The organism is Amycolatopsis deserti (assembly GCF_014653945.1).
Classification (GTDB): domain Bacteria; phylum Actinomycetota; class Actinomycetes; order Mycobacteriales; family Pseudonocardiaceae; genus Amycolatopsis_E; species Amycolatopsis_E deserti.
On record NZ_BNAU01000003.1, the window covers coordinates 542,394 to 565,686 of the forward strand.

The window sequence follows — 23,293 nt, forward strand, 5'->3', positions numbered from 1 at the left end:
TCACCGGGAGGCGAGCTCGTACCCGGCCTCGTCGATGGCGGCCCGGATCGCGTCGTCGCTCAGCTCGGCGGCGCTCACCACGGTGACCGAGCCGGTCGGCAGATCGACCTTGACGTCTTCGACGCCGTCGATCTTGGCGACCTCCTCGGTGACGGAGGCGACGCAGTGCTGGCAGGTCATCCCGGTGACGGTGTAGACGGTCTCAGTCATGGCCCGAACTATACCCCCTACCCGTACCGGGGGTCACCCAGCGCTCCTCGATGCGGCCGAAGTGCCACACCAGCCAGGCGATTACCCAGGTCAGGACGAACAAACCCACGATCACGAACCCGGCGTGGCCGAGGTTCAGCTCCGCCGATCGAGGCGAGCGGGCCGCGGCTGGCGAGCTCGGCGTCGTCGAACCGCGCCGGTCACGCTGGTGACGTCGTGCAGCGTGGAGGCCGGCCACCGCGGCCACCCGACATCCGTTCCCGCCCGCCGAGAGGGGTCCGATCACCCGCGGATAACCTCCATCACCTGTTCAGGTAATCAGGTGAACAGACGGCTCCGTTCGACGCAAGGTCGGGCATACGGGGAACGGGTATGATGGCGGGAGTTTTCCTACAGCGGAGGCGGACATGGCGAGCTACAGCGGCGACAAGGACGCCTACCTCAAGCGGCTGCGCCGGATCGAGGGGCAGATCCGCGGCCTGCAGCGCATGGTCGAAGAGGACAAGTACTGCATCGACATCCTGACGCAGGTCTCCGCCGCGACGAAGGCGCTGCAGTCGTTCTCGCTCGAGCTGCTGGACGAGCACCTGTCGACCTGCGTGGTCGACGCGGCGCGCACCGGCGGCCGCGAGGCGGAGGTCAAGGTCCGCGAGGCCAGCGACGCCATCGCGCGCCTCGTGAAGTCCTGACCCGCGAGGTCGGACAGCCGCACCCACCCGCCGGACGACAGCCATCGCGGCGCGGCCGCGACCACAGTCCCCGACGAGCCGGCTCGCACAGCCGGCACCCAGAGCTCACTCCAGCAGCACCTCCACGACCGCCTTGTCGCGGTGGGCCGGCCCGCCACAGCGTCCCCGCCGCACCGGGACCCCGTACTCACCCCAGCAGCGCCTCCGCGACCACCTTCACCACGCGAGCCCACTCCACACAGCGCCCCACGGGCCCCAGAACTCACCCAGCAGCGCCTCGGCGCGCGTTGTCGCGATGGGCCGGCCCGCCACAGCGTCCCCGCCGCACCTGGCCCCCAGAATCACCCCAGCAGCAACTCCGCGGCCACCTTCGCCGCGCGAGCCGACTTCACGCAGCGCCCCGCCCGGCCGCGGACTCACCCCAGCAGCGCCTCCACGACCACCTTCGCCGGCAAGCCCATTCCACGCAGCACCCCACCGACCCCAGAACTCACCCCAGCAGCGCCTCCGCGACCGCCTTCGCGCGGTGGGCCGGCTCCGCGCTGCGCTCGCGTAGCGCCGTGACCAGCGCCCCGTCGATCAGCAACATCAGCTGCGCCGCGAGCGTCGCGCTCGAGGCGTACCCCGCCTTCTCCAGCAGCCCCGCCAGGTAGTCCGTCACCGCCGCCTTGTGCGCCCGCGCCAGCCGGTACACCGCCGCGTCCGCGTCGCCGATCTCGGCCATCGCGTTGATGAACGCGCAGCCCCGGTAGTCGGCGCGCGCGAACCGCTCGGCGAGGAAGTCGAACACCGCGAGCGGATGATCGCCGCGCGCCGCGACCCCCTCCGCCAGCAGCTGCCGCCACTGCCGGTCGCGCTCACTCAGGACCGTCTCGACCAGGTCGTCCTTGCTCGCGAAGTGCCGGTAGAACGACGCGCGCCCGACGCCGGACTCCTCCAGCAACCGCTCGACCCCGACCGCGCGGATGCCCTCCGCGTAGAAGAGGTCCTCCGCGGTCTGCACCAGACGCTCACGAGCACGTGTCGGCATACCCCCACAGTATCCGAACTTGACGAAAAACGGAACCGATCAGTACCGTTCAAACGGAACCGATCAGTACCGTTTTGGGGAGCCCATGGTCACCACCACCAGCGAACGCCTGTCCGCCCGGATAGGCGTCCTGACGATCGCGACGTTCGCCGTCGGCACGGACGCCTTCGTCGTCAACGGCGTCCTGCCCGAACTCTCCCGCTCGCTGGACGTCAGCGTCGGCCAGGCCGGCCAGCTCGTGTCCGTCTTCGCGATCGCCTACGCCGTCCTGTCCCCGGTGCCCGCCGCCGCGACCGGGAACTGGCCGCGGCGCAGGGTCCTGCTGGCCGCGCTCGCCGTCTTCGTGGTGGGCAACGCCCTCACCGCGCTCGCCCCGGACTACGGCCTCGCGCTGGCGTCGCGGGTGATCGCCGCGGCCGGCGCCGCCGCGATCACGCCGACCGCCTCCACCGCCGCGGCCGCCCTGGCGCCACCCGAGCGGCGCGGCCGCGCGATGTCGCTGGTGACGCTGGGCCTGGTGTCGTCGACGGCGCTGGGCGTGCCGATCGGGACGCTGCTCGGCTCCGTAGCGAGCTGGCGCGAGACGATGTGGCTGGTCGCCGCGCTCGGCGTGGTCGCCGCGGCCGGCGTCGCGCTGTGGCTACCGCCGGTGCCGAACCCGCCGGCCACCACCCTGCGGGAGCGCCTGGCCCCGCTGCGGGACCGGACCATCGCGCTGATCCTCACCGCGACCGTGGCCATGTTCATCGGGATCTACCTGGTCACGATCTACCTCAGCGTGATCGTCGAGCACGCGACCGCGGGCGACGGCGTCCGACTCACCGTCCTCCTGTTCGCCTCCGGCGTCGCCGGCACGATCAGCAACGTGGTCACCGGCGGCTGGACCGACCGCTTCGGCCCGATGCGGGTCATCACCTCCGCGATGGTCCTCGGCGCGCTGGACTTCGCGTTGATGCCGTGGACGACCGCCACGTTCGCGGGTGCGCTGATCGCCGTCATCGCCTACGGCCTGGCTTCGTGGTCGGTGATGGTGCCGCAGCAGCACCAGTTGATCGCCGCCGCGCCGGCGACGCCGTCACTGGTCGTGTCGCTGAACGCGTCGGCGATCTACCTCGCGGTGTCCCTGGCCGGGGTGCTGGGCGCCGCCGCGCTCGAGCTGGTACCCGGCCCGTTCCTGCCGTGGCTGGCTGCCGTGTTCCTCCTCGTCGGCCTGGCCGCCGCCTGGGCGGCGGAGAAGTTTAAACGTTGAACAGCAGGCAAACCTCCCGCACATGAGCGCGACCACCACAGTTCCGGACGTGGCGCGCGGACACCTGGACATCCTGGACGAGACGCTGAGCGCGCTCCGTCAGCAGACGGGGCGCCTCACGCGCTGGGGCCGCGTGCTCGCCGAGCGGCTGAGCGAGGGCAACCGCCTGCTCGCGGCCGGCAACGGCGGGTCCGCGGCCGAAGCGCGGCAGCTGACCGCGGACCTGCTCGGCCGCTACCACGACGACCGCCCGCCGTTCTCGGCGATCGCCCTGCACGCCGACACCTCCAGCCTCACGGCGGTGGGCGACGAGTACGAGTACGACCACGCCGAGGTCTTCGCGCGGCAGGTGCGGGCGCACGCCCGCCCGCGCGACGTCCTCGTGCTGCTGTCGGCGAGCGGGCGCAGCCGCAACCTGGCGCGAGCGGCCGAAGAGGGCGTCCGGGCGGGGGCGAACGTGTGGGCGCTGACCGGGCCGAGCCCGAACCCGCTGGCGAACGTCGTCGAGGACGCGCTGTGCCTGCCCGGCACGGCGGCCACCGTGCAGGAGGCGCACCTCGTGGCGGTCCACATCCTGTGCGCGGAAGTGGCCCGCGCACTGTCCACAGGGGACGGAGAGCGAAGGGCCTCGTGACCCCGGAGGACGAAGCGCCCCGAATTGTCAGACCCCACCCCTAGTCTCCCCTCATGCCCACCCACCCCAACCCCGGAAGGCCGGGGCAGAAGTCAGCCCGGAGCGGGAAGCGGATCGTCGCCGTAGAGCCGTCGGCTCTCGATCGACCCGTCCCGCCGCTGAATCCTGAGCACGCTCGGGCGATCGGCGCGCGCCAGCTTCGCGGCCGCGCGCACCGCGTCCCGCTTGCGCTCGTGGTGCGACAGCACGGCCGCACCTCGCTTGACGTCCCAGCTGCCCAGCATGGGCGAGACCCAGTACACCGTTCGCGACATGATCCGCCTCCCTCCTCCGGTGTTGCACCACAGCAACACCGTTCCTATACTACACCACCGTTGCACCTCCGCAACGGTTCGGCAAAACTGCGACGGGACGAGAGGCGGAGGTGTGCCACATGGGCGGACGGCTGGACACGGGGAGGCTCTATGCGGCTCTGGACGCGGAGCGCGAATCACGCGGCCTGTCCTGGCGGCAGCTCGCGGCCGAGGCCGGGGTGAGCGCGTCCCTGGTCAGCCGCATGGGCAACGGTCACCGGCCGGACCTGGACGGGTTCATCGCGCTCGTCCAGTGGCTGGGGATGCCCGCCGAGACGTTCATGGTGTGGCCGGAGGGCCTGCCCGACGGGCGCCGACGGCCCTCGCTCGAAGCGCGGCTCGCGCCGCTGCTCCGGGCCGAGGAAGAACTGAGCGAGGCCGATCAGCAGCACGTGCTGGACGTGGTCGGCCTGACGATGCGACACATCCGCGCCAAGAACAAGGAGCTGAAATGACCCTCCGCCGGGGTTTCAAGAAGGAGGCCAGGGAACTCGCGCTCGAGGTCAGGGCCGAGCTGGGCACCGAGGTCTTCGCGCCGCTGGACCCGTGGGCGCTCGCCGAGCTCTACGGCATCGAGGTGTTCGACCTCAGTAGCCCGTTCCTGCCGGAGACGTCGGTGCGGTACCTGACGGAGGAGCGGCCGCACGTGTTCTCCGCGGCGCTGGTCCCGCTCGAGCCGAGCGGGGCGGTGATCATCGAGAACCACGTGCATCCGCTGCGCCGCAGGCGGTCCACGATGGCCCACGAGATGGCGCACGTGCTGCTGGAGCACCCGTTCGGCCCGACGCTGACCGACGAGAACGGCTGCCGCTCGGCGGTCGCCGGGATCGAGGAGGAGGCCACTGAGCTCTCCGGCGAACTCCTCATCCCCACCGACGCCGCGCGGATAGCGGCGTTCAAGGGATGGTCGGATCAGTCGGTGGCCAACCACTTCCGGGTCAGCGTCGCGATGGCCACGTGGCGCATGAACATGAGCGGCGCGCGCCGGATCGCCGCGAGAACACGGATCAAGGCCGAGGCACGCTACGCCACACCCGCCTGAGAGGTTGTCCACAAAGCGATCCACAGGTGGGTAAATCTGTGGACAACTCGACCGTCCACTAGGGACAGATGGGAGGCGGCTGCCGGCAGAACGGGTCAACCACGGGGAAGAGCCCGCGGAGGCTGGTGGCCGCGGGGTGTCGTCAGGCGTCCTGCGCGGCTTCCTCGCCGAACAGTTCCGCGACCGCGCGTGCCCGAAGCCGTTCGAGGCGCGTGGCTTGGCTGCGGCTGTTCGCGATCAGCTCGTCGAGGCGATCGGCGTCCAGGCGCGAGTCCACGGCGGCGCGGGCGCGCAGGGTGCGCCACGCCGCTACCTTGCCCTCGACGCCGAGCCGGAGTCCTTCGAGTTCGACGACGCGGCTGAGCGGTGACCGGTTCAGCAGCCGGCCGTTGAACTTGAGCCTGCCCGCCTTCTCCAGGAGCCAGCCGGCCCACTGCCCGGTGGGGCGGCTGGGTTCGCCGAGGGCGCGCATCATGTCGACGAGGGCGTCGCGGTCATCGGCCATCTCCTCGGCGAGCCGGTCGAGCTTCCCGTTGCCGGCCCACTCGGCCTCAGCGCGGGCGAAGCGCCTGGCGAGCTCGGCCCCGGCCGTCACCACGGCCACGTGGTCGTTGAGGTAAATGCCCAGCAACGTGCGACCCATACCGGTGAGTACCCCACGAACCGGCGCCCCAATCCAGGCCAGAACAGCCCGCCGACGCGCTCCAGGCCCCCGACGCAGCACGCCCCGAATGGCGACGAGAGCGGCTCTCAGACACTCCGCAGCCGCGCGGCAGGCCCACCGCCCCCCGGCGCGGCAAGCAGCCAAGCCTCACGCGACAAGCTGCCAAACCCCGCCCGGCGGGCAGCCGGACCCACACGGCACCGCAGGCCCGGCGCGGCAGGCGGCCAAGCCCCGCAGGCGGGCGGCCATGCCCCGCGCCGCAAGCCGCCAAACCCCGCTGCAAGGCGCCAGGCTCCGCGCGCCAAGCCACCAAGCCCGGCGCGTCAGGCGGCCAAGCACCGCGCCTCAAGGCGCCAAGCCAGCGAGCCCCGCAGGACAGACCGCCAGGCCAGGCGCAGCAAGCTGCCCGGCCCGGCGCGGCGAGCTATCCCGGCCCGGCGCGGCGAGCTCCCGAGCCTGTGCGGCGGCCAACCCCGGCACGGCAAGCTGCCAAGCCCGCGTGGCGGGGGGCCAGGCCCCTGGCGGGCGGCCCGGAAGGGCAGGCCCCGCGCCGCCCCCGCACGACAAGCCCCACGCGCCAAGCCACCAAGCCGCACGCGGCAAGCCGGCAAGCCACGCGCCTCAGACGACGCCCTCCGCGCGCAGCTGTTCCACCTCCGCCGCGTCGTGGCCCAGCTCCTGGAGGATCGCGTCCGTCTGGGCGCCCACCTCGGGCACCGGCCCCATCCGCGGCTCGAAACCGCCCATGATCACCGGCGGCAGGAGCGCCTGCATCGTCCCGCCGGGGATCGGCACCTCCCGCCACCGGTCGCGCTCCGCGAGCACCGGGTGCGCTAGGAACTCGTGCACCGAGTTCACCCCGGCGTTCGCCACGCCGATGCCGTCCAGCAGGGCCATGATCTTGTCGCTGTCCAGCTCTCGGAACCGCGCGGCGACGATCTCGTTCAGCTCGTCCCGGTGGACCACCCGCGCCGATCCCGTCGCGAACCGCGGGTCGTCGACCAGCTCCGGCCGCTGCAGGAAGTGCGTGCACAGCGCGACCCACTCCGGCTCGTTCTGGATCGAGAACAGCACGTCCTTGCCGTCGGCCGCCGTGTAGGCCCCGTACGGCGCGATCGTCGCGTGCTGAGTGCCCACCCGCGGCGGCTGGGTGCCGCCGTAGCGCGTGTAGTAGGCCGGCTGTCCCATCCACTCGGACAGCGCGTCGAACAGCGACACCTCCACCGGCCGCACCCGGCCGGTCGTCGCCCGGGTGAACAACGCCGTCAGGATGCCCGAGTAGGCGTACATACCGCCCGCGATGTCCGCCACCGACACCCCCGCCCGCGCCGCGCCCTCGGGCGTGCCGGTCAGCGACACCAGCCCGGTCTGGCACTGGACGAGCAGGTCGTAGGCCTTGCGCTCGGCCCACGGCCCGTCGGTGCCGTACCCGCTGATCGTGCACGGGATCAGCGACGGGTACCGCTCACCCAGCGCCCGCGGATCCAGGCCCATCCGCGCCGCGGCACCCGGCGCGAGGTTCTGCACGAACACGTCCGCGCCCTCGAGCAGCCGGGCTAGCACCTCACGGCCGCGCGGATCCTTGAGGTTGAGCGTCAGCGACTCCTTCGACCGGTTGAGCCAGACGAAGTAGCTGGACTGGCCGTGCACGGTCGTGTCGTAGCGTCGCGCGAAGTCGCCGCCGCCGGGCCGCTCCACCTTGATCACCCGGGCGCCGAGATCGGCGAGCTGACGCGTCGCGAACGGCGCCGCGACGGCCTGCTCCAGGCTGACGACGGTGATCCCGGCGAGCGGCAGGTTCACAGCGCGCCCAGCCGGCCGTCCCCGTCCGGCAGCGGGGTCAGCAGCTGCACGTCCATCGGCTTGGCGAGCAGCCCGTCCAGCGCCTTGCCCAGCTCGGCGAGCGCCGCGCCCTTGCCGTGCGCGCCGAGCGCCGGGCCGGACGCCCACTTCTCCACCATGACGAACGTCGTCGGCGACTTGGCGTCGCGGTGCAGCGCGTAGCGTTCGCAGCCGGGCTCGGCGTGCACCGCCCGCACCGCGGTCCGCAGCGCCTCCTCGACCTGGGTTTCCTTGCCCTCCGCGGCCTCCATGGTCGCGACCACGACAACTGGGTCCGTCTGGTTCATGCCGTCATACCACCGGATACGCGCCGCGACCGCAAGGTCACGGGCGCCATTCGGGCTCGATCACGAGCTCGGTCAGGTGCGTGTCCGGCGGCGCGGCCAGCACGGACCGCACCGCGCCGGCGACCGACGCCGGATCGAGGTAGCGCTCGGGTTCGTAGCGCCCGCCCTCCATGCGGCGCACCGTCTGCTGCATCGGCGTCGCGACGCGCCCCGGGTAGATGCTGGTGACGCGGACCCCGTTCGGGAGCTCCTCGCGGTGCAGCGCCTCGGCGAACACCCGCAGCGCCGTCTTGCTGGCGGCGTACGCGGCGCGGTGGGCAGGCGGACCGAGCGCGGCCGTCGAGTTCACCAGGACCACCCGTCCCCGGGCGGCCCGCAGGGCGGGCAGCAGCAGCCGGGTCACCGACGCGACCCCGAACAGGTTGACCGCGAACAGCTCACGCCACACCGCGGGATCGGTTTCCGCCACATCGCCCAGTTGGAAAACACCGGCACAATGCACCAGAACGTCGACGGAAAACAATTCAGGGAAATTATCTGAAATGTCCGGATCGGCGGCGAGGTCGAGTTGCCAGCAATGAGCGTCCGGTAGTTTTCCGGCGAATTCCTTCAGCTCGGTCTCGTCACGTCCGGCCAGCCAGAGCGTGTACCGGTCAGCCAAGGCCGCGGCCACCTCGGCGCCGATTCCGCCGGTCGCTCCGACCACGACGGCAATTCCCCTGTCGTTCATCGGGCGCCAGGATAAACGCCTGATCGCGAAAAAGAACAGGGTCCGTGGACCCTGTTCCGCTATTCGGCCCGGCCGCGCGGCCCCGTCAACGACCGGCCGGTTCCCGGCATTCCGCCGGGTGCAGCGGGGTCCCGGCCACCGCGCAGTGGACCTTCACCGGGCTGACCGGCGCGGGCTTCGGGCGGCCGGGCACGAACGCGAACGCGATCAACGCGCCCGCGACCAGCAACCCGGCGCAGACCAGCATCGCCGTGCGGTAGGCGGGCGCGAGCGCCGCGGGATCGGTCAGGCTGCCCGTGCCGATGCCGGCGACCAGCGGCAGCACCGCCACGGCGAGCAGCCCGGCGGTGCGGGCGATCGCGTTGTTCGCGCCGCTGGCCACCCCCGCGTACCGGTCGTCCAGCGCGCCCAGCGCGGTCGCCGTCAGCGGTGCGACCGTCAGCGACAACCCGAGCCCGAGCACGACGACCGCGGGCAGCACTTCGGTCAGGTACGACGGGCTCGCCGAGATCCGGGACAGCAGGACGAGCCCGACCGCGCAGATGATCGGCCCCGCGGTCATCGGCAGCCGCGGCCCGATCCGCTGCCCCAGTGCTCCCGCCCGCGCGGACAGCACGAGCATCAACGCGGTCACCGGCAGCATCGCCGACCCCGCCGCGACCGGCGAGAACCCGCCGACGACCTGCAGGTTCAGCACCACCAGGAAGAACACGCCGCCCAGCGCCGCGTACACCGCGAAGGTCACCAGGTTCGCCGCCGTGAACGGCCGCGACGCGAACACGCCCATCGGCAGCATCGGGTGCGCCGACCGCCGCTCGGTCAGCACGAACGCGGCGATCCCGGCCACCCCGACCGCCAGCGCCACCAGCACCGTCGGCGAGCCCGCGCCGAGCGCCGGCCAGGCGGTGAAGCCGTAGCTCAGCCCGGCCAGCCCGAGGGCGCCCATCGCCGCGCCGGTGAAGTCCAGCTGCCGCGCGGCCTCCCGGTTGCGGGTCTCCGGCACGTGCCGGAGCGCGACCACGACGACGATCGCCGCGAGCGGCACGTTGATCAGGAACACCAGCCGCCAGCTCGCCACCTCGACCAGCCACCCGCCGAGGAACGGGCCGAGCGCCCCGGCGATCCCGCCCAGCCCGGACCACGCGCCGATCGCCTTCGCGCGGTCGTCGGGGTGGAACGACGCCTCCAGGATCGCCAGCGACCCGGGCGTGAGCAGCGCGCCACCGACGCCCTGCAGCACCCGCGCGGCCACCAGGGTCCACACGTCCGGCGCGAGCCCGCACAGCAGGGACGCGATCGCGAACCACGCCACGCCGAGCACGAAGATCCGGCGCCGCCCGAAGCGGTCGCCGAGGGAGCCGCCGAGCAGGATCAGGGCGGCGAGGCTGAGCGTGTAGCCGTTGACCGTCCACTGCAGACCGGCCGTGCTCGCCTCGAGATCGCTGCCGATTCTCGGCAGCGCGATGTTCACGACCGTCGCGTCGAGGAAGGTCACGCCGGACCCGAGCACGGTCGCGAGAAGGACCCAGCGCCCGGAGGCCTGGCCGTACCGGAGCGCGGGTTCCGCCATCGTCACGAGGACCGATCGTGGTGGCTGGACGCGGCGGGCGCAAGCCTGTTCGCCGCCACCGCGTGACAGGCGCCGAAACCGTCCGCGCGCGCCACGACCCGGCCACCCGCGACGCGCACCGCCACCTCGGTCGCGTCGCTGACCGCCGGCACGCCGGCCGCCGCCGCCAGCTCGGCGCGCTCGTCGAACACGACCGGCAGACCCGGCCACGCCGTCGCCGGGAACGCCTGGCGCAGGGACGCGGCCACCTCGGTGATCACCAGACGCGCGAGCGGCCCCAGCTCGGCCGGCTCCCCGGTGACCACCACGACCGTCACGCCCGCCCCCGCCCGGACCGCCTCCTCGGCCGCGGCGAGCCGGTGCAGGCCGAGGACCGCGACGACGCCGTCGGACGGCAGCCGGACCGTCTCCCCGCGCACCAGGTCGAAGGCCTCGCCGGGCGACCACGGCTCACCGGCGGGGCGCGGCTGCGGGGACACCTGCGGCGGCGCCCACCAGTCGTTGAGCGGCAGGCCGGCGAGCTGTTCGCAGGTGCTCACCACGTCGAACGGCTCCACGAACCCGGGCGCGGCGACGGTGAGCTGCCGCGCGCCGTGCAGGGTCGTCAGCACCGACCGCGCCCGGCGCACGTACCGCGCGGGCGGCGCACCCGGCGGGGACTCGGGCGGGTCGAGCCGTTCCATCGCCAGCGCGAGCAGCAGCGCGCCCAGCTCCAGGAGTTGCGCGTAGGGCAGCCGCACCCGCTCGTCGGCCATCACCTCGGACGGCAGGTCGCGGCCCAGACCGGCGTCGCGCACCATCCAGTCCCGGGCGAACGAACCGATCGCGGACCGCGCGTCGGTGCCGGGCCGGCTGTGCGGGGACGGCTCGGCGCGGGCGGCGAGGTCGGCCAGGACCGCGAAGTAGAGCGCCCGCTTGCCGGGGAAGTTGGAGTAGACCGCGCCGCGCGTCAGCTCCGCGCGCTCGGCGATCACGTCCACCTTCGCGTCCCGGAACCCCCGCTCGGCGAACTCCTGACGGGCCGCCACCAGCACTTTCGCGCGGTTGCGCTCCTGCGTCTCCGCCCTGGTCAGCCGCGCCACCACGCCTCCTCGTTGCCATCCGGACGGAGACCAAGATATCGTGCCCATTCAGATGATGTGAACATCTGGTATCAACATCTGGAGTGCTGATGATCCCCGAGATCTCCCTGACCGACCCCGAAGTGCTGACCGACCCGTTCACCGCCTACGGCCGGGTTCGGGAACAGGCGCCGCTCGCCCGCGTCGGCGCGCCTGGCTTCGGCCCGGTGTGGGCCGCGACCCGTCACGAAACCGCCCGAGCCGTCCTGTCGGACCCGCGCTTCGAGCTGACGTCGAACAGCTACCAGCGGCCGGACGTGCCCGAGCACTGCCGCGCGTACATGCGCACGATGTCCGAAGTGGAGGGTGCCGAGCACGCCCGGCTGCGGCGACTGGTCTCCCCCGCCTTCTCCGCCCGCCGCGCGCTGGACTTCCGGCCGCGCATCGAACCACTCGTCGGACGGCTGCTCGACGACCTGCCCGCCGAGGCCGACCTGCTGCGGGACTTCGCCCGGCCGCTGCCGATGGAGGTGATCTGCGAGCTGGTCGGCATCCCGGACGAGGACCGCGCGCGGTGGCGCGAGTACGGCATGGCCGTCGCGAGCGGCCACGGCCCGGCGTTCGCCGCGGCGATCCCGGGAGTCATGGCCGGCGCGCAGGCCGCCATCGCCCGCCGCCGGGTGGAGCCGGGCGACGACGTGCTCGCCGACCTGATCCGGGCCGAGGACCGGCTCAGCGACACCGAGATGGTCACGCTGGTGTGGCACCTGGTCCTGGCCGGTCAGACCCCGGCGAACCTGATCGCGAACGCGGTGGCCGCCCTGCTGGACCACCCGGACCAGCTCGCCGCGCTGCGCGCCGACCCCGGGCTGATGCCGCGCGCGGTCGACGAGCTGATCCGCTGGTGCGGGCCGACCCTGATGACGATCCCGCGCTACGCCCGCGAGGACGTCGAACTCGAGGGCGCCGTGATCCGCGAGGGCGAGGCGATCGTCGCGGCGGTCGCGGCGGCCAACCGGGATCCGCGCGCGTTCGCCGATCCCGACCGCTTCGACGTGACCCGTCCCGGCGGCGGTCACCTCGGCTTCGGGCACGGCCCGCACTTCTGCCTCGGCGCGGCGCTGGCGCGGGTGCAGACCGAGGTCGCGCTGAGCGCGTTGCTGCGACGGGAGTTCGAACCGGTCAAGGTCGAGCGCATGCCGGATCCGGGCACCTGGCGGCTGTCCAGCCTGGTCGTCCGATTTGGTTGACGCGTCATCTTCCGCTGGTTACCTTGGGAGGCATGGAACTCGGCATCTACAGCTTCGGTGACCGCCCGGCCGATCCGGTCACCGGCGAGCAGCGGTCCGTCTCGCAGGCGCTGGCCGACACGCTGGAGCGGATGAAGCTGGCCGACGAGCTGGGGCTGGGGTTCTACGGCCTGGGCGAGCACCACCTGGACTCGTACGCGATCTCCAACCCGGCCACGGTGCTCGCCGCGGCGGCGAGCGTGACCTCGAAGATCACGCTGTCCACCGCGGTGTCCGTGCTGAGCACCGAGGACCCGGTGCGGCTGTACCAGCAGTTCACGACGCTCGACCAGCTCAGCGGCGGCCGGGCCGAGCTACTGGTGGGGCGCGGGTCGTTCATCGAGTCGTTCCCGCTGTACGGCGCGGACCTGGAGGACTACGACGCGCTGTTCGAGGAGAAGCTCGACCTGTTGCTGACGCTGGACCGCGAGGATCCGGTGACGTGGTCGGGCAAGTTCCGCGCGCCGCTGCGGGGTGCGCGGGTGCTGCCACGGCCGTTCGGCGAGCACCTGCGCATCTCGGTGGGCACGGGAGGCAACCAGGACTCCTCGATCCGCGCCGGCGCTCTCGGGCTGCCGGTCGTGTACGCCGTCATCGGCGGCCGCCCGGAGCGGTTCGCGCCGCTGGTGGAGCTGTACCGCCGGGCGAGCGAGGTGTCCGGCAACGACCCGGCGACGCAGCACGTCACGATGAGCGCGATCGGGCTGGTGGCGCGCCGGTCGCAGGACGCCAAGGAGACGTTCTACCCGTACTGGCTGGAAACCATGAAGTACGGCGCGCGGGCCCGCGGATGGCCGGTCCCGACCCGCGCGGAGTACGACGCCTACACCGCCGGGGCTTCCGCGCTGTTCACCGGCAGCCCGAACGAGGTCGCGGAGCGCCTGATCACGGTCGGAAAACTCGTGGGAGCCGACCGATACGCCATGCAGATGGACTGGTCGGGGGTGCCGCAGAAGCACGTGATGACGGCGATCGAACTGCTGGGCACCGAGGTGCTACCCCAGCTCCAGGCGGAGTTCGGGGACTAGCGCAGGACGCGTGCCGGGACGCCCACCACGGTGGTCTGCGCCGGAACGTCCTTGGTGACGACAGCGCCGGCACCGATCACCGCTTCCTCGCCGACGGTCACGTCCGGCAGGACGACGGCTCCCATGCCGATGGTGGTTCCCTCGCCGATGGTGGTCCGCGCGCCGACGACCGCCCGCGGACTGATGGTGACGTGCGCGCCGACGACGGCTTCATGGCAGACCAGCACGTTCGCGTCGACCAGGACGTGCCGGGCGAGTTCCACGGCTTCCTGGACCTGCGCGGCGGGCATCACGACACCGCCCGGACCGATCGACACGCGCTTCTCGACCCGCGCCGTCGGATGGACGACCGTCGCCGGTTCCCGACCTGCGGCGGCCGCGTACTCCTCGAGCTTGCGCCGCACGAGGAGGTTTGCGACGCCGATCACGTAGGCCGTGTCGAGGGTCTTGAGCACCTCGTCCCCGCCGAGAAGTGGCGTGTCGTTCCGCAGGCTGTGTTCGTCCGGTTCGCCCGTGAGGCCGAGCAGCGTGAGGTCGTCGATGTCGTCGATGACTCCCACGATCTGACGTGCCAGTCCTCCGGCTCCCAGGACGACCAGGTTCTTCGACATACGGCGCGACTCTCCGGCGGTTCCGCGGTTTCGGCTGGTGATTCCCGAGCCAACCGGTCCGCGCGCCGGCTGGTAAGCCCGCTGATTTTCACCGTGCCGTTCCCGGCGCCTAGAGTGTCGCCAAAACAGCCGATCTGGGGGCTTCGTGAACCTGCAACAGCACGACCAGTTCCACGTCCACCAGCGCGTCACCATGATGGTGAACCGCTACGAGGTCTTCGCCGACGACGGGAACGGCGGGCCCGGCCAGCTGGTCGCGTTCGTCGAGCAGAAGCGGATGACCTTCCGCGAACAGGTCACCCTCTACGCGGACGAGAGCAAGCAGTACGTGCTCGCCGCGTTCCGCGCGCGCAAGGTGATCGACCTGGCCAGCGCCTACGACGTGACCACCGCCGAGGGGCAGTCGATCGGCGTGTTCGGCAAGCAGTTCGGCAAGTCGCTGCTGCGGTCCACCTGGCGGCTGGAGCAGCCCGGCCTGCCGCCGGTCGACATCAGCGAGCGCAGCATGGGCCTGGCGCTGTTCCGGCGGATCTGGGACTTCCTCCCGTGGGTCGGCGACATCCCGTTCCCGTGGAAGTACCACTTCGACTTCGTCCGCGACGGCCAGGTGGTGGGCAGCTTCGAGAAGAAGACCCGCTTCCGGGACCACTACGTGGTGCGCATCGGCGACCCGTCGCTGGACCGCCGGCTGGTGCTCGCGCAGGCCGTGGCGCTGGACGCGTTGCAGTCCCGCTGAGCCGCGGCCCGTGCTTGCGGCTGGTCAGGGCGATGTCCACCCACGTCGAGTTGTTCGCGCGGTCGCACTCCACGAACAGGCCCTGGGCGTGCGGTGGCGTGGTCGGGCACGGTGCACGGGTACCGGTCACCCCAGCCGATGGACAGTCCCATTGAGACGGTCAGCGAGTCGAGGTGCCCGCGGGTGCGAGGAAGCCCGGCCGCCAGCACGGCCGGCACGGGGCGCCGGATCACGGGTACCTCCCGCGAGGACGGGCTCGCCGACGGTGGTGAAGCGCAACGGCGATCCACTCCCGACGATCCGAACCGGACCGTACGGCTCCTCGAGCGGCGCGACAACGGTGCTGGTTGGTCACGCCCGTACGGGGCCCGTCGAGGAGGAATCCCCCGAAGGGGTCATAACGGAATGAGCGCCCGCCTGGTGACCGGTTGGCGGGAAGCCGCGGCGCCTCGGGCGCCCGTCACTGCTCCCGCTCGCCGCCGCGGTGACGCGAGGAGGCAGCCTCAGCGGGCACCGACCCCCACAAAGCAGAAAACCCGCCGTCTCCGGCGGGTTTTCTGGTCTTGCTGTCTCAACCAGACGCGCGCCCGAAGGGATTCGAACCCCTAACCTTCTGATCCGTAGTCAGATGCTCTATCCGTTGAGCTACGGGCGCTTGTTCAGTTTTCACTCTAGCACTCGGGGTCCGAGTGCCTTGCGGAGGCTCCGGGATTTGAACCCGGGAGGGGGGGTTACCCCCAACCGCATTAGCAGTGCGGCGCCATAGACCAGACTAGGCGAAGCCTCCCGGATCACGACCACTGCTGAGATAGCGTACACAGCCCCGAAACGCAGCCGCAAAGGACCCCCTCATCGCCGCAACAAGCGGCGCAACCTGGGGGAACGTCCGGCGAGCCCCTCGGCCTCGAAGACGGCCACCCCGACGCGCGGCAGCTCGCGGACCCCCGGGTACACCAGGTACCGCGGCACCCACCGCGGCTGGAACTTCGCGTTGAACCGGTACAGCGTCTCGATCTGCACCCAGTGTGACATCCACCCCAGGAACTTCGCCGACGCGCGCGCGACCGGGCCGGCTCCGATCCGCCTGCCCTGCTCCATCAGCTTCCGGAACGCGGCGAAGTTGAGCGAGACGTACCTCACACCGTGATCGCGGGCGGCGAGCAGCAGCTCCGAGATCATCAGCTCGTTGATGCCGTTGTCGGCGGTCCGGTCGCGGCGCATCACGTCCAGCGACAGCCCGTCCTCGCCCCACGGCACGAACTGCAGCAGCCCCCGCACGACGCCGTCCTGCTCGGCCGTCACCAGCACCGAACCGGGGTCACCCATCCGGCCCAGCGCCATCGAGAACCCCCGCTCCGTGTCGCTCCCCCGCCACTTCGCGGCCAGCGCCTCCAGCTCGGCCAGCTCGCCCTCGGCCAGCTCCTCCGGCCGCCGCACCCGGACGCTGTACCCGGCCCGCTTCGTCTTCGCCACCGCCTGGCGCACCCCGCGCATCACGCGGCCGTCCAGGGTGAACGTGTCGGCGTCGACGACCGCCTCGTCGCCGATCTCCAGCACGTCCAGGTCGAACCGGGCCCACGCCGTCGCGCCCAGCTCGGAGCACCCCATGGCCGCCGGGACCCAGCCGTGCCGCCGGCACACCGCCAGGAACTCCTCGATCGCGCCCGGCCAGGCCTCGTTGTCGCCCAGCGGATCGGCCGACGCGATCGCCGCCCCGGCGATCACCCGGTACGTCACGGCCGCCTTGCCGGTCCTGGAGAAGACCGCGAACTTGTCGTCGCGCAGCGCGAAGTAGCCCAGCGAGTCGCGGGCGCCGTGCTTGTCCAGCAGCGCCTTCAGCCGGGCCTTCTCGTCCTCGCTCAGGCTCGGCGCCGGCTCGGCCGAGCGCAGCAGGAAGTACGCCGCGAGCAGCACCGCTCCGAGCCCGAACAGCAACCCGACCGTCGCGGTCAGGTCGTCCATCCACTCCACGTGGAACTCGGCCGGCCCGCTGACCCCGAACAGCGCCAGCGCCGCCTCGGCCATCCGGTCCGGGAAGGACAGGGGTGTCATGAACCGCGCGGGGGCCACCGACAGCAGCGCGACGTTGATCACGAACCCGGCCACCAGCAGCTGCACGAACACCCGCAGCGCGACCCACTTGCCGGTCACCGGGTCCGGCAGCGCGACGAAGTGCCGCCGGTTCAGCACCAGCGTCACGGCCAGCGCGACCGCCACCACCCCGGCGCCGAACACGTGCTGCATCCCGAGGTGCGACACGGCCAGCACGACGCTGGCGGCGAGCGCGAGCTGCCAGGCCCGGCGCTTGCGCCGCTTCAACCCGGAGGCGAGCATGATCAACAGGACGCCGACGGCCAGCACGACGGCGGCCGCGGCCGTCGTCGCCTCCTGGGGCAGCCCGAGCCACACGGCGACGTGACCACGCATGCCGCGCCGCCCGGCGGGCAGGACGACCGAGATCACCGCCAGCAGCCCGACCAGCCTGGTCACCCAGGTGATCGCGAACACCGACGCGGCGCCCGTCACCCGCCACACCGCGGGCCGTTCCCCCGCCAACGTCCTCCCCGACACCCTTCCCCCTAACTCCCCCTCGCCATGTCGACGAACGGTTCCAGTGCCGCCGGGTTGGCGAGCGCGTCCCGGCTGACCGCCCGCTCCGGCGCCATCCCGGTCAGGATCTTCTTGACCGGCACCTCGCACTTCTTACCGTTCAGCGTCCGCGGCACCTCCGCCACCTCGACGAACCGATCGGGTACGTGTCGCGGCGAGAGGGCGCGCCGCAGCTGGACGCGCAGCTCCGGCTCGACCGCGGCAAGATCCGCCCCGGGCGCCATCACGACGAAACACAGCAGCTCACCGTCGGTATTCCCGGCTCGCGTGGTGTCGATGACGAGCGAGTCGGCGATCTCGTCGAAGCCCTCGACGATCCGGTAGAACTCGGCGGTGCCCATCCGCACGCCACCGCGGTTGAGGGTCGAGTCGCTGCGGCCGTAGATCACCGCCGAGCCGCGGGGCGTGATCCGGATCCAGTCGCCGTGCCGCCACACACCCGGGTACATGTCGAAGTAGGCCTCGCGCAGCCGCGACCCGTCCTCGTCGTTCCAGAAGAACACCGGCATCGACGGCATCGGCTTGGTCACCACCAGCTCGCCGACCTCGTCGACGACCTCGCGGCCCTCCTCGTCGAACGCGGTCACCGCCGCGCCGAGCGCCCGGCAGGACAGCTCGCCCAGCCACACCGGGACGTCCGGCGCGGCGGCGACGAACGCGGCGCACAGGTCGGTGCCGCCGGACACCGAGCAGATCTGCACCGACCGGCCGACCTCGTCGGCGATCCAGCGGAACCCGTCGTCGGACAGCGGCGCGCCGGTCGACCCAAGCGCCCGCAACGAGGACAGGTCGACCGACGCGGCCGGGCGAATCCGGGCCTTGAGGCAGCTCTGGATGAACGGCGCGGACGTGCCGAAGTAGGTGATCCGCTCCTCGGCCGCCAGCCGCCACAGCGTGTTCAGGTCCGGGTGCCCCGGGCTGCCGTCGAACATCACGATCGTCGAGCGCGCCAGCAGCCCGCCGATCAGGAAGTTCCACATCATCCAGCCGGTGGTGGTGAACCAGAAGAAGCGGTCGCCGGGCCCGAGGTCCATCTGCAGCACCGTCGCCTTGAGGTGCTCCAGCACGATCCCGCCGTGCCCCTGCACGATGCCCTTCGGCAGGCCGGTGGTGCCGGACGAGTACAGCACCCACAGCGGGTGGTCGAACGGCACCGGCTCGTAGGCCATCTCCGCGCCGGCGTGCTCGGCGAGCAGCGTGTCCCAGTCGAGGGAGTCGTCGACCGTGCCGCCGCCGGCGTAGTCGACCAGCACGGTCGCGGTCAGCGACGGCATCTGCGCGCGCAGCTCGCCGATCGTCGGCCGCACGTCGAAGGACCGTCCGTTGTAGACGTAGCCGTTGATCGCGACCAGGACCTTCGGCTCGATCTGGGTGAACCGGTCGCTGATCGCGCGCACCCCGAAGTCCGGCGAACAGGACGACCAGATCGCGCCCAGGCTCGCGGTGGCCAGGAACGCGACCAGGGTCTGCGGGCAGTTCGGGGCGAGCGCGACCACGCGGTCCCCCCGGCCGACGCCGAGCGCGACGAGCGCCGACCGCGCCGCGGCGACCTGCTCGCGCAGCTCGCGGTAGGTGAGGCGGGCGCTCCGGCCGTCCTCGCGCCGGAAGATCACCGCGAGGGCGTCGTCGGCGCCGGTCAGCGCGTGTTCGGTGTAGTTGAGGGTGCCGCCGGGGAACCACCGCGCGCCGGGCATGCGCGCGTCGCCGAGGACCGCGGCCGGCCGGTCGTGCCAGCGGAGGCCGAGGAACTCCGCCGCCGCGCCCCAGAACTCCTCGGGCCGGTCGACGGAGAACCGCCACAACTCGTCGTAGTCGTCGAGGGACAGGTCGCGCTCCGCGCGCAGCCAGTCGCGGAACGCCTGGATCCTGCTCGTGGCGACCCGCTCCGGGTCCGGGCGCCACAACACTTCCGGGGTGTCAGCAACGTTGGTCACCCCGGGAGCGTATTAGCGCAGGTGGGCGTCGAACCAGCTCAGCGTGCGCTGCCAGGCCTCGATCGCGGCCTGCGGGTCCGCGTCGAACCGGTGGTTGGCCCCCGGGTAGCGGACCACGTTGGTCGCCACCCGCGACTCGGCCGCCGCCTCGCGCAGCTTTTCCACCTCGGCGGCACTCAGCTCGTCACCGGCGTCGCCGTACAGGCCGAGCCACGGGCTGACCAGCTCGCGGGCGATTTCGACCAGCCCCGGCTTCTCGGCCACGCTGTGCCCGCCCACGCTGACCGCGGCCCCGAGCTTGCGGTTCGCCGCCACCAGCAGCGCGGCCGTGCCGCCGAGGTCGAAGCCGACCACGCCGAGCAGATCGGCCTGCACACCGCGCTCGACCAGCCACGCCAGCGCGATGTCGGTGGCGGCCAGGACGCTGTCCGGCGTCGGCGTGTCCTCGATGTGCGGAGCGGCGACCAGCCAGCCCTCCGCGGCCAGGCTCGAGATCAGCAGCCGTACCCCGTCGGTGATGCCGCCGACCTCGTGCAGCACCACGAGCCCGCCACGGACGACGTTCTCGGGTTCGGCGTAGGTCAGCTCGATGGCCCGGCCGTCGTTCCGCTCGTAGTGCGAGGTGTGCGTCTGCGTCATCGCACTACTCAACCATCCCCGGGTGAACGGGAGTCAACACCAATCGCGATCAAGTGTTCGGGATAACGTGGCACCAGCGCGTTCGACCCGAAGGAGTGCCCGCCATGTCCGTGCGTACCCGTCCCGATCTCGGCTCGCTGCCCGCCTACGTCGCCGGGCGGACGGTGCCGGGTGCGATCAAGCTCGCGAGCAACGAGGTCCCCGGCGGTCCGCTGCCGAGCGTGCGGGACGCGATCGCCGACGCCGCCGCGGACGTGAACCGCTACCCGGACATGGGTGTGACCGCGCTGGCGAACCGGCTGGCGCGCAAGTACGACTTCCCGGTGGAGCAGGTCGCGGTCGGTTGCGGCTCGGTCGCGCTGTGCCAGCAGCTCACACAAGCCCTGTGCGAGCCCGGCGACGAGGTCCTGTTCGCGTGGCGCTCGTTCGAGGCGTACCCGATCGTCACCCAGATCGCCGGCGCGACGTCGGTGAAGGTGCCGCTGGACTCGACGCACACGCACGACCTGGACGCGATGCTCGCCGCGATCACGCCGAAGACGAAACTGGTCTTCGTCTGCAACCCGAACAACCCGACGGGCACCGCGAACCGCCGCGAGGAGCTGGTGCGCTTCCTCGACCAGGTGCCGCCGCACGTGGTCGTGGCGCTGGACGAGGCCTACCGCGAGTTCGTCACCGACCCGGACGTGCCGGACGGCATGGAGTTCGCCCGCACCCGCGACAACGTGGTGGTGCTGCGGACCTTCTCCAAGGCCTACGGACTGGCCGGGCTGCGCGTCGGCTACCTGGTCGGCCCGGCCGAGCTGGCCGAGGTGGTGCGCAAGGTCTACATCCCGTTCAGCGTGAACTCGCTGGCGCAGATCGCCGCGATGGCCTCGCTGGACGCCGAGGACGAGATGCGGCAGCGCTGCGCCGCGATCGTCACCGAGCGGCAGCGCGTCGCCGACGAGCTGCTCGCACTGGGCTACGAGGTGCCCGAGACGCACGCCAACTTCGTGTGGATGCCGCTGGGCGACCGCGCGCTGGAGTTCGCCGAGCACGCGCTGGCGAACAAGGTGGTCGTGCGCGCCTTCGCCGGCGACGGCGTGCGGATCACGGTGAGCACCCGCGAGGAGAACGACGCGTTCCTGCAGGCGGCGCGCGGCTTCAGCCGTTGACCACCAGCTGGACGATCGCGGCGATCCCGACCACGACGATCACGCCGCGCAGCACCGGCGCGGGCAGCCGGCGCCCGATCTTGGCGCCGAGCTGCCCGCCGATGGTGGACCCGACGGCGAGCAGCGCGACCACCGGCCAGCTGACCGGGGCGATGAACGCGTAGACGATCCCGGCGACCACGTTGACCACGGCGGCCAGGACGTTCTTGATGCCGTTGAGCCGCTGCAGCGGGTCGGTGAGCAGCATGCCCATGAACGCCATCAGCATCACACCCTGCGCCGCGGTGAAGTAGCCGCCGTAGATGCCGACCAGGAAGATCAGGAACAGCACGAGCCCGCCGTGCGAGCTGCCGCCGTCCCCGGCCTCGCGGCGGCGCGCCACCCACGCCGACACCCGCGGCTGGATGATCACCAGCACCACCGCGAGCCCGACCAGCACCGGCACGACCGTCTCGAACGCGTTGGGCGGCAAGGAAAGCAGCAGCACCGTGCCGCACACCGCGCCGAGCGCCGACGGCATCGCGTACCGCACCAGCCTCCTGCGCTGCCCGGTCAGCTCGTGCCGGTACCCGATCGCGCCGCTGATCGTGCCCGGCGCGAGCCCGATCGCGTTCGACGTCGTCGCGGTCACCGGCGAGTAGCCGAGCGCCACCAGCACCGGGAACGTGACGAGCGTGCCGGACCCGACGACCGTGTTGATCGTGCCGGCCCACACGCCCGCGAGGAATACGACCAGCGCCTCCCACCACTCCATGTCCCCATCAAACCGTGGCGTTTCGCGGCACCGGCCGACGGGTAAGAAGCGGGCATGGACACGACGACGCTGCGCCCGCTGGTGACCGCGACCGGTCCGTTCACGTCCGTCTACTTCGAGGACTCGCACGACACCGCGGACGCGGAGAAGCAACTCGAGCTGAAGTGGCGCGAGCTGAAGGACGCGCTGACCGCGCAGCACGCCCCGGACGGTGCGGTGGGCGCGCTGGAGAGCGCGATCCTGGACGGTCCGCGCGCGTCCGGCCGCAGCGGCCGCGCGCTGCTGGCCGCCGGCGAGCGGGTCCTGGTCGACGAGCACCTGCCGAGCCCGCCGGCGAGCACCATCGCCCGCGTGTCCGACCTGCCCTACCTGCTGCCGCTGGCGCGGTACGGGGAGCTGGCACTGCCGCACGTGGTCGCCGAGGTCGACCAGGTCAGCGCCACCATCCGGGCCTACGACGAGCACGGGGACGAGATGGCCGTGGAGGAGGTCAGCGGCCAGGAGCACCCGGTGCACAAGACGCGCGGCGGTGGTGAGGCGCACCACCGCATGCAGCACCGCACCGAGGAGGTCCGGCACCACAACGTCGCCGACATCGCCGACGCGGTCGCCCGTCTCGCCGAACGCACCCACGCGGAGCTGATCGTGGTGGCCGGCGAGGTGCAGGGCCGCACGGCCGTGATCGAGGAACTGCCCGAGGCCGCGAAGGCCATCGCGCGGGAGGCCACGCACTCCGACGTCGCCGACGAGCTGGCCGAAGCGGTCCGGCAGAGCCGGTTGAACGATGTGGTCGAGCGGTTCCGCGGCGCGCTGAGCCGGCCGGACGGCCTTGCGGTGCAAGGGCTCGAGGCCGTGACCGCCGCTCTGCGGGAGGCCGATGTGGAGACCCTGCTCGTCGGCGATCCGGGCGAGGACGTGGTGTGCACAGGGGCGACCCCGGCGCAGATCGCGCTGGGTGAGGAAGAACTCAAGGCCTACGGCGCGACGGAGATCCACCGTTGCCGGGCCGACGAGGCGGTCCCCGCCGCAGCGATCGCCGTGGACGCGGACCTGGTGCACGTCGACGAGGAGCTCGTCGACGGATTCGGCGCGATCTTGCGCCATCGGTGAGGAGACAGTGATAACCGCAGCTACAGAATGCTTCCGGACGGTAACCGTACCGAGCGAACTTCCC

Annotated in this window: 24 protein-coding genes and 2 tRNA genes; 10 read left to right on the plus strand and 16 right to left on the minus strand. The window is 72.0% G+C overall.

The genetic code is table 11. From position 1 onward, the window contains the following. Nucleotides 1-210 (minus strand): heavy-metal-associated domain-containing protein, encoded by a 210-nt coding sequence (locus IE290_RS17385; protein ID WP_191245597.1) that lies wholly within the window; start codon nt 208-210, stop codon nt 1-3. Between the two features lie 407 nt (nt 211-617). Here IE290_RS17385 and IE290_RS17390 point away from each other — a divergent pair, with 407 nt between their 5' ends. Then, complete coding sequence (locus tag IE290_RS17390) at nt 618-899, plus strand: metal-sensitive transcriptional regulator (protein ID WP_191245598.1); 282 nt, start codon at nt 618-620, stop codon at nt 897-899. A gap of 490 nt (nt 900-1,389) precedes the next feature. Here the strand turns inward: IE290_RS17390 and IE290_RS17395 are convergent, their stop codons facing one another. Next, on the minus strand, nt 1,390-1,929 hold the full coding sequence (locus tag IE290_RS17395) for a TetR/AcrR family transcriptional regulator (RefSeq protein WP_191245599.1): 540 nt from the start codon (nt 1,927-1,929) through the stop codon (nt 1,390-1,392). 85 nt (nt 1,930-2,014) lie between these two features. On the opposite strand from IE290_RS17395, the gene IE290_RS17400 reads away from it, so the two are divergent. Beyond that, entirely contained in the window at nt 2,015-3,178 is a 1,164-nt protein-coding gene (locus IE290_RS17400; RefSeq protein ID WP_191245600.1) for an MFS transporter, read from the plus strand. 22 nt (nt 3,179-3,200) lie between these two features. After that, nucleotides 3,201-3,812: a D-sedoheptulose-7-phosphate isomerase gene (locus IE290_RS17405; RefSeq protein WP_191245601.1), complete on the plus strand. Its 612-nt coding sequence runs from the start codon at nt 3,201-3,203 to the stop codon at nt 3,810-3,812. A 92-nt stretch (nt 3,813-3,904) separates the two neighbouring features. On the opposite strand, the gene IE290_RS17410 is transcribed toward IE290_RS17405, so the two are convergent. Further along, nucleotides 3,905-4,126 (minus strand): DUF2188 domain-containing protein, encoded by a 222-nt coding sequence (locus tag IE290_RS17410; RefSeq protein WP_191245602.1) that lies wholly within the window; start codon nt 4,124-4,126, stop codon nt 3,905-3,907. 119 nt (nt 4,127-4,245) lie between these two features. On the opposite strand from IE290_RS17410, the gene IE290_RS17415 reads away from it, so the two are divergent. Beyond that, nucleotides 4,246-4,620, plus strand: coding sequence for a helix-turn-helix domain-containing protein (locus IE290_RS17415; RefSeq protein WP_191245603.1), 375 nt, complete (start codon nt 4,246-4,248; stop codon nt 4,618-4,620). Then, a complete protein-coding gene (locus tag IE290_RS17420) occupies nt 4,617-5,207 on the plus strand; it encodes an ImmA/IrrE family metallo-endopeptidase (RefSeq protein WP_191245604.1) in 591 nt (196 codons plus the stop codon). The genes IE290_RS17415 and IE290_RS17420 overlap by 4 nt, the downstream gene beginning before the upstream one ends. Before the next feature lie 142 nt (nt 5,208-5,349). On the opposite strand, the gene IE290_RS17425 is transcribed toward IE290_RS17420, so the two are convergent. The 6 genes from IE290_RS17425 to IE290_RS17450 form a co-directional block, all read right to left on the minus strand. Further along, complete coding sequence (locus tag IE290_RS17425; RefSeq protein WP_191245605.1) at nt 5,350-5,850, minus strand: hypothetical protein; 501 nt, start codon at nt 5,848-5,850, stop codon at nt 5,350-5,352. Nucleotides 5,851-6,492: 642 nt separating this feature from the next. Next, complete coding sequence (locus IE290_RS17430) at nt 6,493-7,674, minus strand: CaiB/BaiF CoA transferase family protein (RefSeq protein ID WP_191245606.1); 1,182 nt, start codon at nt 7,672-7,674, stop codon at nt 6,493-6,495. Further along, on the minus strand, nt 7,671-8,000 hold the full coding sequence (locus IE290_RS17435; protein WP_191245608.1) for a putative quinol monooxygenase: 330 nt from the start codon (nt 7,998-8,000) through the stop codon (nt 7,671-7,673). The genes IE290_RS17430 and IE290_RS17435 overlap by 4 nt, the downstream gene beginning before the upstream one ends. Before the next feature lie 37 nt (nt 8,001-8,037). Next, nucleotides 8,038-8,730, minus strand: coding sequence for an SDR family oxidoreductase (locus IE290_RS17440; protein WP_191245609.1), 693 nt, complete (start codon nt 8,728-8,730; stop codon nt 8,038-8,040). A gap of 85 nt (nt 8,731-8,815) precedes the next feature. Then, complete coding sequence (locus tag IE290_RS17445; protein WP_229874571.1) at nt 8,816-10,300, minus strand: DHA2 family efflux MFS transporter permease subunit; 1,485 nt, start codon at nt 10,298-10,300, stop codon at nt 8,816-8,818. Between the two features lie 2 nt (nt 10,301-10,302). Next, a complete protein-coding gene (locus tag IE290_RS17450) occupies nt 10,303-11,382 on the minus strand; it encodes a TetR/AcrR family transcriptional regulator (protein WP_191245613.1) in 1,080 nt (359 codons plus the stop codon). Between the two features lie 89 nt (nt 11,383-11,471). Between IE290_RS17450 and IE290_RS17455 the strand changes: the two genes are divergently transcribed. Continuing rightward, nucleotides 11,472-12,611 carry a cytochrome P450 gene (locus IE290_RS17455; RefSeq protein WP_191245614.1) on the plus strand — a complete coding sequence of 380 codons (1,140 nt, stop codon included), beginning with the start codon at nt 11,472-11,474 and terminating at the stop codon, nt 12,609-12,611. A 32-nt stretch (nt 12,612-12,643) separates the two neighbouring features. Then, complete coding sequence (locus tag IE290_RS17460) at nt 12,644-13,678, plus strand: LLM class flavin-dependent oxidoreductase (protein ID WP_191245616.1); 1,035 nt, start codon at nt 12,644-12,646, stop codon at nt 13,676-13,678. Here the strand turns inward: IE290_RS17460 and IE290_RS17465 are convergent. After that, the gene (locus IE290_RS17465; protein WP_191245617.1) at nt 13,675-14,289 is read right to left on the minus strand and encodes an acetyltransferase; all 615 of its coding nucleotides are present in this window, start codon (nt 14,287-14,289) and stop codon (nt 13,675-13,677) included. The two genes, IE290_RS17460 and IE290_RS17465, sit on opposite strands and share 4 nt — an antisense overlap. Nucleotides 14,290-14,434: 145 nt before the next feature. Here IE290_RS17465 and IE290_RS17470 point away from each other — a divergent pair, with 145 nt between their 5' ends. Beyond that, nucleotides 14,435-15,025: an LURP-one-related family protein gene (locus tag IE290_RS17470; RefSeq protein WP_229874549.1), complete on the plus strand. Its 591-nt coding sequence runs from the start codon at nt 14,435-14,437 to the stop codon at nt 15,023-15,025. 582 nt (nt 15,026-15,607) lie between these two features. Here IE290_RS17470 and IE290_RS17475 read toward each other — a convergent pair. The 5 genes from IE290_RS17475 to IE290_RS17495 all read right to left on the minus strand — a co-directional run bounded on the left by IE290_RS17475 (nt 15,608) and on the right by IE290_RS17495 (nt 20,208). After that, nucleotides 15,608-15,680: transfer RNA gene (locus tag IE290_RS17475), tRNA-Arg, on the minus strand. 42 nt (nt 15,681-15,722) lie between these two features. After that, a tRNA-Ser gene (locus tag IE290_RS17480) sits at nt 15,723-15,812 on the minus strand. Nucleotides 15,813-15,874: 62 nt separating this feature from the next. Then, nucleotides 15,875-17,551 (minus strand): phosphatidylglycerol lysyltransferase domain-containing protein, encoded by a 1,677-nt coding sequence (locus tag IE290_RS17485; protein ID WP_229874550.1) that lies wholly within the window; start codon nt 17,549-17,551, stop codon nt 15,875-15,877. Between the two features lie 53 nt (nt 17,552-17,604). Next, nucleotides 17,605-19,569: an acetoacetate--CoA ligase gene (locus IE290_RS17490; protein ID WP_191245621.1), complete on the minus strand. Its 1,965-nt coding sequence runs from the start codon at nt 19,567-19,569 to the stop codon at nt 17,605-17,607. 12 nt (nt 19,570-19,581) lie between these two features. Next, a complete protein-coding gene (locus IE290_RS17495; RefSeq protein WP_191245622.1) occupies nt 19,582-20,208 on the minus strand; it encodes a dienelactone hydrolase family protein in 627 nt (208 codons plus the stop codon). 104 nt (nt 20,209-20,312) lie between these two features. On the opposite strand from IE290_RS17495, the gene hisC reads away from it, so the two are divergent. Beyond that, a complete protein-coding gene (hisC, locus tag IE290_RS17500) occupies nt 20,313-21,365 on the plus strand; it encodes a histidinol-phosphate transaminase (protein WP_191245624.1) in 1,053 nt (350 codons plus the stop codon). Here hisC and IE290_RS17505 read toward each other — a convergent pair. Next, nucleotides 21,355-22,119, minus strand: coding sequence for a sulfite exporter TauE/SafE family protein (locus IE290_RS17505; protein WP_191245626.1), 765 nt, complete (start codon nt 22,117-22,119; stop codon nt 21,355-21,357). The genes hisC and IE290_RS17505 overlap by 11 nt on opposite strands. A gap of 54 nt (nt 22,120-22,173) precedes the next feature. Here IE290_RS17505 and IE290_RS17510 point away from each other — a divergent pair, with 54 nt between their 5' ends. Beyond that, entirely contained in the window at nt 22,174-23,229 is a 1,056-nt protein-coding gene (locus tag IE290_RS17510; protein WP_191245628.1) for an Rv2629 family ribosome hibernation factor, read from the plus strand. Nucleotides 23,230-23,293 lie beyond the last annotated feature (64 nt).

Excerpts from the sequence above, each read along its gene's own strand:
- IE290_RS17420 (WP_191245604.1), top strand. The coding sequence starts at position 4,617 with ATGACCCTCCGCCGGGGTTTCAAGAAGGAGGCCAGGGAACTCGCGCTC.
- IE290_RS17505 (WP_191245626.1), bottom strand. The coding sequence starts at position 22,119 with ATGGAGTGGTGGGAGGCGCTGGTCGTATTCCTCGCGGGCGTGTGGGCC.
- IE290_RS17390 (WP_191245598.1), top strand. The coding sequence starts at position 618 with ATGGCGAGCTACAGCGGCGACAAGGACGCCTACCTCAAGCGGCTGCGC.
- IE290_RS17395 (WP_191245599.1), bottom strand. The coding sequence starts at position 1,929 with ATGCCGACACGTGCTCGTGAGCGTCTGGTGCAGACCGCGGAGGACCTC.
- IE290_RS17465 (WP_191245617.1), bottom strand. The coding sequence starts at position 14,289 with ATGTCGAAGAACCTGGTCGTCCTGGGAGCCGGAGGACTGGCACGTCAG.
- IE290_RS17425 (WP_191245605.1), bottom strand. The coding sequence starts at position 5,850 with ATGGGTCGCACGTTGCTGGGCATTTACCTCAACGACCACGTGGCCGTG.
- IE290_RS17435 (WP_191245608.1), bottom strand. The coding sequence starts at position 8,000 with ATGAACCAGACGGACCCAGTTGTCGTGGTCGCGACCATGGAGGCCGCG.
- IE290_RS17510 (WP_191245628.1), top strand. The coding sequence starts at position 22,174 with ATGGACACGACGACGCTGCGCCCGCTGGTGACCGCGACCGGTCCGTTC.
- IE290_RS17400 (WP_191245600.1), top strand. The coding sequence starts at position 2,015 with ATGGTCACCACCACCAGCGAACGCCTGTCCGCCCGGATAGGCGTCCTG.
- IE290_RS17385 (WP_191245597.1), bottom strand. The coding sequence starts at position 210 with ATGACTGAGACCGTCTACACCGTCACCGGGATGACCTGCCAGCACTGC.
- hisC (WP_191245624.1), top strand. The coding sequence starts at position 20,313 with ATGTCCGTGCGTACCCGTCCCGATCTCGGCTCGCTGCCCGCCTACGTC.
- IE290_RS17460 (WP_191245616.1), top strand. The coding sequence starts at position 12,644 with ATGGAACTCGGCATCTACAGCTTCGGTGACCGCCCGGCCGATCCGGTC.
- IE290_RS17415 (WP_191245603.1), top strand. The coding sequence starts at position 4,246 with ATGGGCGGACGGCTGGACACGGGGAGGCTCTATGCGGCTCTGGACGCG.
- IE290_RS17440 (WP_191245609.1), bottom strand. The coding sequence starts at position 8,730 with ATGAACGACAGGGGAATTGCCGTCGTGGTCGGAGCGACCGGCGGAATC.
- IE290_RS17495 (WP_191245622.1), bottom strand. The coding sequence starts at position 20,208 with ATGACGCAGACGCACACCTCGCACTACGAGCGGAACGACGGCCGGGCC.
- IE290_RS17445 (WP_229874571.1), bottom strand. The coding sequence starts at position 10,300 with ATGGCGGAACCCGCGCTCCGGTACGGCCAGGCCTCCGGGCGCTGGGTC.
- IE290_RS17455 (WP_191245614.1), top strand. The coding sequence starts at position 11,472 with ATGATCCCCGAGATCTCCCTGACCGACCCCGAAGTGCTGACCGACCCG.
- IE290_RS17410 (WP_191245602.1), bottom strand. The coding sequence starts at position 4,126 with ATGTCGCGAACGGTGTACTGGGTCTCGCCCATGCTGGGCAGCTGGGAC.
- IE290_RS17405 (WP_191245601.1), top strand. The coding sequence starts at position 3,201 with ATGAGCGCGACCACCACAGTTCCGGACGTGGCGCGCGGACACCTGGAC.